The sequence below is a fragment of the Psychrobacter sp. genome (genome assembly GCF_030457785.1).
Lineage (GTDB): Bacteria > Pseudomonadota > Gammaproteobacteria > Pseudomonadales > Moraxellaceae > Psychrobacter.
Genome location: NZ_JAKDUI010000073.1, coordinates 1 through 11,099 on the forward strand (window position 1 = coordinate 1; position 11,099 = coordinate 11,099).

Annotated in this window: 3 protein-coding genes and 2 pseudogenes; 3 read left to right on the forward strand and 2 right to left on the reverse strand. The window is 44.7% G+C overall.

Features of this window, described 5'->3' with window-relative positions; all coding sequences use genetic code 11:
• A pseudogene (locus tag L0J61_RS05245) lies at positions 1-481 on the reverse strand (hypothetical protein); the annotation flags it as partial.
• A 75-nt stretch (positions 482-556) separates the two neighbouring features.
• On the reverse strand, positions 557-1,075 hold the full coding sequence (locus tag L0J61_RS05250) for a hypothetical protein (RefSeq protein WP_301465292.1): 519 nt from the start codon (positions 1,073-1,075) through the stop codon (positions 557-559).
• A gap of 259 nt (positions 1,076-1,334) precedes the next feature.
• Between L0J61_RS05250 and L0J61_RS05255 the strand changes: the two genes are divergently transcribed.
• From L0J61_RS05255 to L0J61_RS05265, 3 genes and pseudogenes are all read left to right on the forward strand, one after another.
• A complete protein-coding gene (locus tag L0J61_RS05255) occupies positions 1,335-5,798 on the forward strand; it encodes an exodeoxyribonuclease V subunit gamma (protein ID WP_301465293.1) in 4,464 nt (1,487 codons plus the stop codon).
• Positions 5,799-5,865: 67 nt separating this feature from the next.
• A complete protein-coding gene (locus tag L0J61_RS05260; RefSeq protein ID WP_301465294.1) occupies positions 5,866-10,404 on the forward strand; it encodes a UvrD-helicase domain-containing protein in 4,539 nt (1,512 codons plus the stop codon).
• 48 nt (positions 10,405-10,452) lie between these two features.
• Positions 10,453-11,099: pseudogene (locus tag L0J61_RS05265) on the forward strand (hypothetical protein); the annotation flags it as partial.

Here is an 11,099-nt window from a genome sequence, read left to right on the forward strand (position 1 = left end):
CAGTAGGATTGTTGTCTGCAATGTCGCCAGCTGTGTCGTTGTGCTCATCCAAGGAAGTTTTAAACCCCATGACTTGCTCAGTTGTTAATGTACCGTTGGCGATGATCATATCTGTTGTTGAGAGAGTATTTTCTTGCTCACTTACCTCAGCACGATACGTTGGTAACTGTGGCATAGTGTTAGAGGGTATATAATCTACTATCACTTTTTTCTCTGGGTTTCGCGCTTCAAACCTCTCGATAACATTATCTAACGGCTGTTGTAAGCTGTCTTCTGCTAGTAAGTACAAGGTGTCATCCGAATGGTCATGCTTATATACCAAGAATTGCTTATCGGTCTTGCTTGCGGTGACAGGCACTGGATGCAAGACAGGCACTGGATCCAAATTTATATGAAAACTTTTTAATAACCACATTAGGAGGGCGATGACAACTATCAGCAGTATAGCCAATTTAGCCAGTAGTCGTTTATTACCTTTCATATATGGCCGCGCTTATTTTCATTGAGTTGTCGTGAGTGTAATTTAGAGAGTTTGTACTGCCTAAAGTAATAAAATCTACTGCTTCAGCACTTCGTTTGCCAGATCTGAAAGCATATCTGCAAACACATCGTTTTCTGCAAGCCCTTGTGCGTTTTGTTTATTACCGCCATGACTCTTGATGTCCTGACGTTTATCACCGTCACTGATCGTGACGCCTGTGGTGACCGAGCTGGGGTGACTGTCAGCTGCTTTTGTTCGGTGTGCAGCTAAGGGCGATTCGCCCGTTTTTATTTTGTCTTGTAGCCACGTAAAACCATGAGTAGCCCACCATGCTTCAAATCGTGGCAGGGTGCTTCTATGTACCGCAACAGGCAAGTCTAATGTTCTTAGTTTCTGTGCCAATATAGGGTCGCTAATGACTTGGTTGGTACTTAAGTATAGCCCACCGTTATCGTCGGTGTAGGGCTTTTTGTTTTGCCAAGCTTTATCGCTGAGCTCCATACGCGGTAATTGCCATAACGCACCTCGATAGTATACAACGTATAACCGTCGTTTAGGGTGGACAAAAGTGGCATCAATCGGACGTAAAGGCATAATACTCAACAATCTCGGGGACAAAAAATTTAAAAAAAAGAAATAACGACAGCGGTTGTCGTAAACAATGACTGTGTTCGCCTCGTTCACTAGTAAACCGTGGTCAACAATGGCACACTGACTGTCAGTCTGCGTACACTATCCTTGAGGTATATTTTCTATCTTCAATGTTATTTTATCGTCGATAATTATGCTAGCGCAATACAGCAAAGTTTTGTGAATGTTCAACACGACCTCATTTAATAAGATTATTTTATATATGTTTACTATTATCCAGTCGCATCGCACCGAACAGTTGGTTGAGCAGTTGTTAGCTGCTTATCAGTCTAAAGACCTGCCTATCTTTGAAGAGTTTATTGTCATTGTTCCTTCGATGGTACTGGGTGATTGGCTGGATAAGTCTATTGCCAGCCAAGCAGGCATTAGTACTTTGGTTACGACGACGTTTTGGGGACAATATCAATGGACGTTGATGCAAAGAGTGCTGGCTGAACATAACGTATGGTTAAAGGCTAATCAGCGCGAAAAGGAGGCTATTACTGTACCAGAGGTGGCCGTGTTGACTGGTTCGGTCATGCAATGGCGCTTGTTTGGGTATTTCACTTATTACCAAGCACAGATTATGGGTGACGATAAGCATCCTTTGTATCCTTTGCTATCGGCATTATTGGACGATGAATCTGATCGCAGTCAACAAGATGTGCGCTTGTGGTCGTTGGCGACAGATTTTTCAAGAGTATTTAGCCGGTATTTGACTCACCGTGAGGATTGGTTGGAACTATGGTCTGCAAACAAGCAAGTCGACGTAGAGCAACTCATCGCTGAAAAAGACAAGCTGACGATGGAGTTCGACAAATACGCGAGCGGCACTCCTGAATGGTTGATGGAACACTATCTCGAGCTCGAAGTCGCTCAGCGTCACCTATGGCGGCTATTGTTTGCTTCGGTATATGAACATCGATCGTCGGTTGAGAGGCGGTTTTGGCAAATCATGTCACAAGACAAAACCGATACCGGAGTCGATGTACAGGCTATCCTGCCAGCGCAACTGCATATCTTTACCATTCAGCAACTACCACAAAATGAGCTGAATTTTTTACAGCGTTTATCGACTCATGTAGATATCGTTTTATTACACTACAATCCGTCCCAGCTGTTTTGGGCAGATATCGTCGATAAGCAATGGCTACAACGTCAGCAAGTGATTAACCCAGAAAACGTGTTTTTGCGCGATTATGGTCACACGTTATTGTCACGTTTAGGCAAACAGTCGCGTGAGACCTTTGCCATGCTAGCCAGTCTTTCTGGTAATGAAGATACAAAAGGATTTCGGCTCGATTGGCAAGATAAGTTTGATATCAATGATCAGCAAGCATCTAATAACATTACTAATAATAGTGTGACTAAAAATACAGATGAACAATCAGTCGAAACTACCAAACCTACCAAACCTACCAAAACTATAGATACTATTGAAACGATAGCCGAGCAACCACTGAGTTTGTTGGCTCACTTGCAGCAAGATGTGCTGATGCTCGACGAAGGGGCTACGCAGCAGACCACAGCAGGTCGTCTGAGTGCCGCGTTGAATACACAAATGCAAAGTGACGTGAATGCTAATGCTGACGATCATGATAGCTCAGACTTATGGTATAGCGATGATATTTTAAAAGATAAACGCTATGAGCAACCTCGCCATTGGCAATTGTCGCAATATGACAACAGCCTCAGCATCCATTCTTGCCATAACTTGCAACGTCAACTTGAAGTGCTGCGCGGCATGATTGGTCGTTGGTTAAATGACGCCAATGAAGACGGTAGTAAGCGCCACTTGTCTGATATTGTCGTGCTTCTCCCTGATGTCGATCGTCATCATGAACTGATCAATTCTGTGTTCGTTCATGGGCAAGGACAAGATGGTTTGACGTTGCCAGCCAAAGTCACTGGTGTGGTTGATAAGTCGATTCAACAGTTGTGGGAGGCGATACGAGGGTTTTATGGACTTTTAGGCAGTGATAGCGCTCGGTTTGAAGCGGCGGAAGTCTTTGATTGGCTGATGCTATCGCCACTCTATGAGAGCTTTGGCTTGACGCATGAGCAGATGAGCCGTGCTTGTGATTTGCTCGAACAAGCTGGGTTCATACGAGGATTTGACGAAGCGCACTTGCAGCAAACACTGGATATAGATGATTATGATTACCGTTTCAGCTTTGCACATGCGCTGGATAAGTTGGCATTGGGATTGCTGATGCCAGAAGCTGATATTAGTGATTGTCTCTATCCTGACAACTGGCAGGAGAATGTCTTAGCAGAAAAGACAGTACCTATATCGGCGATTGGTTTGGCAGATGCTGCAATCATTGAAGGGTTGTGCCGTATTCATCGTGGACTTGATCATTGCCGTTATGAGTTTCAGGCGACGCATAGTGCGGAGGACTGGCTCAACAATATTGAGAATAGCATCATTCATCCGTATTTTGGTGCGCTTGATCAGACCCGACCAATGCGCGCTATCTTTAATGCGATGAATGGTTTTAAGAGTAGCTTGCGCGCCAATCGACATTATCAACGCTACCATACTGGCGATATGGCTGATACTAGCGATGATAGCCAGTCAAATACAGCTGTAGATAAGGCAGCAGTAAACACATCAAAAAGCACATCAGAGTCGTTGCAGGTTGAGGCCAGCCAGGTTGAGTCAAGGCTATCACAGGTGAATAACTTGCCGTTAAAGCTCAGCTTTATGCTCGACAGTATCGAGGATGAGCTAGAGAGTCAGCAAGTAAGTGCTGAGCCGACAGGGGTGATTACTTTTGGTCGTTTTGGCGCGTTGCGTAATGTGCCTTTTGGCTTAGTGGTGATGCTCAATATGGACTTGGCTGAGTTTCCCAGTCGTGACCGTGACAATCGATATGATTTGATGAAGTCTGGGCTGGCACGACGCGGCGACAGATTTAGTGAAGACGATGACAATGGGGCGTTTTTGGATGCATTACTCTGTGCCCGTAATGCCTGTTGGATTTTTTATAACGGTCAGCGGCTCACGGATACACATGAGCATTTGCCTGCCAATCCGGTGAGTGAGTTGTTGCAGTTTTTACAAGGAGAGGTGCAGTGGCAGTGGGACCCTTTACAGACTGAGCAAATCAAAAATAAGCAGCGTGCGTTAGTGGCTGAGGACAGTAGCGAGACTGAATCAGCACTGGCTGCACAAGTACAACGATATTTACCCAAGCTTATCGAGCAGTGGTTGGTCACTCAACATTCAGCATTGCCTTTTGCCGAAGAGGTGTTTTTACAGTCTGACGCTGAGCCGTCCGCTATGGATGTAGATAGTTCAAGCAGTCAGGATGATGGTCAAGCATTGATGGGTCTCCTAGCAGATGCCATGAAAAAGGAAAAAACCTATCAGAAAAGTACCAATGCGCCAGCACGAGTGTGGCATGAGGTATTTGAGCGCTTGCACTCACCAGACCACAACGCAGCAATGATGAAAGTTACTCTACCAAGCCCAGAGGAGTATGAGAGTATCGCTCAGCGTATTGAGCTGGCTGATACTTTAAAGGTTGAAGCGTTAAATGCTGACGAGCGAATCGAAATTAACCAAATAGATATGCAGTCTTTGTATTATCAGGTACGTCACCCAGCCAAGCATTTTTTGCGAGAACAGCAAGTACAGATGGTGTTGCCAGAAGATGAGATGGCTCAGCAAGAGCCTTTATCATTAACTGGTTTGAGTGCATATGAAGTGAATGTGCAGCTGCTTGATGAGTTAAATAAAAAAAGTGGTATGAGCATCGGCATGGCTGCTGGTGAGTCCGCGATTGATCCGGATGATATGAATCACCATACGACTGCTACGGCACGGACTGGCACTCTCAGTAAGCTACTATATAATCCAGTCATGCCCGCAGGTATAGCACGCCAGTCGACGCTAGAGTATCAGCAACTTCAGTTACAAAAGCAGTGCCAAGCATTTTCTGAGCAGTTACGGGCGTTGGGTATAGAAATTCCTAGAAGTGATAATAGACATAGCGAGGATGACAGAAACAAAAGCAACGCCAGTCATGTACTGCTGACGCCTTGTGTTGAGGTGATGACGACAGTGGTTACCCCAGATATAAATACTCATGGTCAACTACCTATCAAGGGAATGGTTCCGGCTGGCTCACAGAAGCTGTGGCTAAACATTTTACCCAACAGTGCCCGTACTACCTATTTATTACGGTTTTGGTTGGCGCATGTCTATTGGCAGGTAGCACGGCGCACCACGCAAGCACAAGTGGTAGCGGGTGATGGTAGAAGTATTTGGCGATTCAATAAAGGCAGCGACGAGTATAAGTTTTCTAAAAAAGACACCACCTTTATGCTGGCACCGATGGCTTATGATGCTGCTGTCGCTGAACTGCTCAAATGGATCAGGTTTGCTCATATTGCTGGCAAGACCCCAATGACGGTCCTGCCTATCCATGCACTCTCATACCTAGAAAAAATTAACAAAGCGAGAGAGAAGGACACAGACTATCAGATGAAACCAAGCGACTTTGATGGCTGGCTGTGGCCTGGCTACAACACGGATGTTGTCTATGATAGCTGCTCGCGACACGAGTTATGGCAATACCTGCTTTATAAGCAAGATGCCTTTGCTAAATTGAAGGATGCGCTACCAGTATTGGCTGAGCCTTTATTTTCGGAGATGGATAAGGCTTTAAAAGCACTATAAACCGATGTGCGCTCGCAATTTCAAATAGATCGCGACAAATGACAAGCATTTTAAACAAGTGATTTTTATGGACAAACGTAATAACGCTGATAGTAAAAGCAAGGCCAGTAACAAGACCAGTGATAGCGATAGTTGCATTAAGGCTTCTCACCATGCCGAGAATACGAACAACACTTTCGTCACTTCTGACGATTCAGAGCAAGTACCGGCAATTCTCATTAAATTGAGTGGCAAGTATCTGATTGAGGCGTCTGCTGGTACCGGTAAAACATGGACATTAACTGGCATTGTGTTGCGTTTACTTATCGAGGGGCGACGTGCACCAGAGCACATCATTGCCACCACCTTCACCCGCGCTGCTGCTGCTGAAATGCGTCAGCGCATCCATGATCGTTTGGTTGATTTTTATCAATTGTTGCAGTGGCTTAATAACGTCCAAGCAAACCCAAATACGCATCAAGTTCTTTATCCAAAGTTAAATCAGCGCCAAGATGGCACTGTCGGTGATGAGAACGTCGGTAAGCAAGCCAATAAACAGCTATCAGCAGAAAGTAGCGCAGGTGCATTAGATGCATCGTCAGACAACAAAATCAGAGATGAGCAAGTTAAGGCTCGCAAGGATTGGCTAGAGGAAAAGGCGAAATTGTCAGGTAATGCTGACCTAATCGCTGATCCTATTAACTTATACCTGTTGACGTATTTACTGGATCATACCGAAGATTACTCACTGGCTGATGCCATGAGGCGCTGTGCGTTGGTACTGACGACGCTAGATAAGTTGTTTGTGGGTACGCTTGATAGTTTGTCGCAAAAATGGCTATCCGAATACAGTGCCGAGACTGGACATCAGCAAGGCATCCAAATCAGCGACCAAGAGCAGAGTGTGATAGAGAGTATCATTCATGATGCGGTGCGCGCACATCACAGCTATTTGTACCATCAGCAACCAGAGGTTTATCAGTTACTGCAGCACAGTCAGCGGCTAACATCGCCTGCTGACCACCTAAATGTGGCGCAAAAATCTATGCAATTCGTCTCGACACCGATAGAGGCTGTTGATCTGGGTGATGAGCCCGACTTTGCTACATATCAAAAAGTGCTAGAAGATTTTAAGCAGTGTGACTTGAAGGATATGGAGCCGTATTTCAATAAAGACTATCGCAAAGAACAAGGATTTAATGCGCGAGCCAGTATCGGAACTAGGGCTGATAAGATCGTTAATATACAGACTGCGGTGGAGCAATATGGTCACGCTTTTTTTGCGAATCTAGATGAGGACGCTCAAAAGTTCTATGAGGCAGTGCCTAAAGTGTTCATAAGTGAGGATGATGGTGGTAAAGGCTTCAATAAAAATAAAAATGAGCAGCGGCTGGCTTTTATTAATCTTGAAAGCATGCAGGCATTAAAAGCAGTATATGATTATACCAATAAGATTGAATCCTATCTCGATGCACTCGTCGAGAACCTTAACCGTGATATTGCGCTAAAAGTTCGTCAAAAGCTGCCAGCGATATTAGAATCCCGCGGTGAGACTACGTTTGCCTTACAAATGGTTCGTTTAAACCAAGCGTTATGTGGCAAACAAGGTGAGCGGCTGGCACGCTATATACGTCACCATTATCCTGTGGCTTTGATTGATGAGTCACAAGATATCAATGGTGAGCAGGCACGCATGATTGAGCGTATTTATCTGTCTAAAAATAGCAATAATGCCGCTAACGACACAAAGGGTGCTGAAGACGGCGTGAAAGAAAAGTCTCAAAAGAAAGGTGCCCGGGGTTTCCTGCTGCTCGTTGGTGATCCAAAACAAGCGATTTATGGGTTTCGTGGTGGTGATGTTGCCAACTATAACGCCATGAAAGCCAAGTTTAACAAAAGTTCTATCATGAGCTTAGATATCAATCGTCGCTCCAATGAGCGCTTGATTAGCGCCTTAAACCATTGGTTTGGAAGACCCAGTTCAGTAGTGGAGACTGAAGATAGGGTTGACGATAAAGCCAGTCAGTTGGCACAACTCGGTAAGCATATTTATTATCAGCACATAAAGGCGGCTAATACGGATTTGCGCTTGTCATGGCAAACGCCTGTAGATAAACAGCTGTCATTTAAACAACCAGAAATACAAGGGCAGAATAATGAGGTTTTGCCAGACAATCCTGTCAGTGTGATTCATTTACCTTATGACAAAGACGCCAAGTACAGCGCCTATGAGCTGACAGCACTGCATATCGCAGCCCTGCTGGCAAATGAACAAACGTTTGATGGTCGACCGATTAAGCCAAGTGATATTGGTGTTCTGGGTCGGCGTAAGCATGAGCTTAAGCAAGTTGAAGACATGCTTGGTCAGCTGAGTGTACCAACGATAGAAACGGCGGAAAAAAATGTCTTCAGTACACCCATTGCTGCTGACTTAGCCGCTTTGCTCGAAGCCATGCTTAGACCGCATCGTCGAGACATCATCAATCGAGTATTGACCAGTAACTTTTATCAGATGAGCTTGAATGAAGTGCAGGCTTTGATGTTAAGTGAAAATGATGTGGATGCGAATACACAAGGTGTGTCAGAGCCATCTGAAGGTTTGTCTGAGTTAAAGGAGCGTTATCAGGATTTTCAATTATCCTTGAAAGATGCTGCTTGGCGTTGGCAGCACAACGGGGTTTTGTCTGCACTGCATTATTTGCTTGGTCATAACTCTTTGACGAGTAGCAATGAGACACACTATTCTTCTATCGATCAAAAACAAAGCAAGCAAAGCGTCTGGGTAGGACTTGCTGAGTTAGAAGATGGCGCTCGTACGCTCATGGATTTGCGTCATTTGCTCGATATTTTGGCAGAGCACGGTATGCACATCGGTGAGCATGAGCTTTTGGCGTGGTATAAGAAAAATATGAATAGCGGTCATACTCCTGAATGGGCACGGCAGCAGCCATTGCCAACAGCATCCGGTGTGCAGTTGATGACGATTCATAAATCTAAAGGGCTCGAGTTCCCGATTGTGTACGTCGTCGGCATGGATGGCGCGAGTCCTAAAGCCGGCAGTCGCGGTGATCACAATTTATTTTTGTATGAGCATACGACAGACAATGGTTACTCAGAGCGCCGGTTATCTGCTAGCAAAGGTAAACCGCATGGTAAATCGGCCAAAGGGGATGTAGACACGGACTATTACGCCCAATTTGAAACCACAGAAAACTATGAAGAGCTTAGACGGCTGGGCTATGTTGCCTTTACCCGTGCTAGTGAGCAGTTATATATCGTTCTAAAGGATGCCTATAATACGTCAGGATGTAAGCTTAAGCCGAGCTTGCAATGGTTAAGCTGCGAAGAACACAAGTTTGTGTTGCCAGATAGGTTGCATGCGCACGTAGGCTGGCTCGAGTATGAAAAAGTCGTAACCAATGCACAGGATATCATCAAGTCAAATACAGAGTCACGAGAAAAAAAATCGAGTGAGACACAGTCGCCAAATAGCGATGGAACCATTGCTAAGGCACAGACTCTTATTGATTATGATGACGCCTACGCACAAATTAAAGCCCGTTATTTCAAGGGTTGGGCAAAGACTAGCTTTACTGCGCTATCACGCCAGCTGAGTGAAGAGGGCAAGGCGTTGGCAGTGTTTGATGACGGGGTAGAGGATGACATAGACATAGCGGACGGCTTAACGGGTGACATTAATGACAGTGACAGTGACAGCGATAACGGCAATCATGAAACGGGTGAGGTAGCTACAACTAACCCAGTTACCAGTGATGATATCCGCTTCCGTTTTGTTAAAGGCGCCAACGCGGGTACTTTTTTACATGAGATCTTTGAAAAAATAAACTTCAATGATAACAGTCAGTGGTCAGGTGTCATTGACCAGAGTGTACGCCAGTACCAACTACCCGTCACCTATGCCAGTTCTAGCGTTCAGCAGCGATTGCAGCCCAATGATGATAGGCTTTTAGAGAAAGGCGTTGAAGATGTAAATATAGCAGATCCAGTTCAAGTCGGTGTCGATCATGATGCGTTGATGGCATGGATAGCTGATGTGTTGAAAGCGCCATTATTGGCGTCTGGTCGTGCCTTACAAGAGATACCTACAAAGCAACGTATTGCCGAGCTTGGGTTTAACATGGGGTTGTCAGAAGACTTTGTTCCAGAGCTTATTAATCAAGCCTTTTCAGAGTACCTACCCGATGATCCAGATAAGCATATTGAACTGAATTCGCAAAAAAACGCTAATTATATATATCGATATTTACGCGGTGAGATTGATCTCGTCTATGAATGCGCTGGCAAGTATTATGTGGTGGATTATAAAAGTAACTATCTAGGAAATAGCCTAAGCAATTATAGCGAAAAAAATCTGAATGCAGCAATGAATAAAGCTGGCTATTGGTTACAAGCCGCCATTTACCAAGTCGCCTTACATCGGTTTTTACGCCTGCGTATTAGCGATTACGTTGGTAATGAAATGCAATACTTAGGCGCAGTAGAGTATGTATTTTTACGTGGTATTGATTCTGCAGGTGTCCAGAATTATGGTCGCGTCCAATGGCAGGTGCCGTTAGGTCTGGTTAAAGCCTTAGACGATATATTTGGTTATCCAAGCACTATTTAATCTGTAAATATAGAAAAAAATAAGTACTGATCAAAGTGGGTTGATGATATGGGTGATATTAAAAGTACAAACGATGTAAGCCAGCAAAATCAGGTAGTAAGTACGAATGCAAGCATTACTGGTAACGTAAATAAGATCAAAGCAGAGAGTGCAAGTAGCTGGGCGATGACGATTGGTCGGTATTTGTTGCAGCGCCGAGTACAAACACAGACGGCGTACCAAGGTCAATTGCTATCAGCTGAGGCTAAAGGGGTTGCAGACAATCAGGAGTGGCTATTCGAAGCTGTATTTGAAATGTTGGTACTGCGCTTGGAAGAAGGGCATACGGTGTGGGTAATTGACGATGCCACGGATGATGGCAGTGATCTGTTGTTTGCAGACAACACAACGCTTTTGGCTTGGCAGAAGAGGCTGCTAGGTCCACTGATACAGCCGCTTTTCACTGTACTTGCAAGGGCTAATATGACTGATATTTCGGCTAGTGCTTTTTTAGATACTTTTTTGAATACTTTGTTAGAAAGTGACGGCACTTGGGATGCTGCAATGCGCCAATCCGTACTACCTGTGTATGAACAACAGATACTTAATCAGCGCCGCCAAATCTGTATCAAGCTCTATCAATCACTAAAACAAATAGCAGAAGATGCTAACTCAATAGGAAATAGCCTAAGCAATTTTGAGAAAGAAATCCAAAA

Bases quoted from the DNA above. Each gene is read 5' to 3' on its own strand.
- L0J61_RS05250 (WP_301465292.1), bottom strand. From the start codon at position 1,075: ATGCCTTTACGTCCGATTGATGCCACTTTTGTCCACCCTAAACGACGG.
- L0J61_RS05255 (WP_301465293.1), top strand. From the start codon at position 1,335: ATGTTTACTATTATCCAGTCGCATCGCACCGAACAGTTGGTTGAGCAG.
- L0J61_RS05260 (WP_301465294.1), top strand. From the start codon at position 5,866: ATGGACAAACGTAATAACGCTGATAGTAAAAGCAAGGCCAGTAACAAG.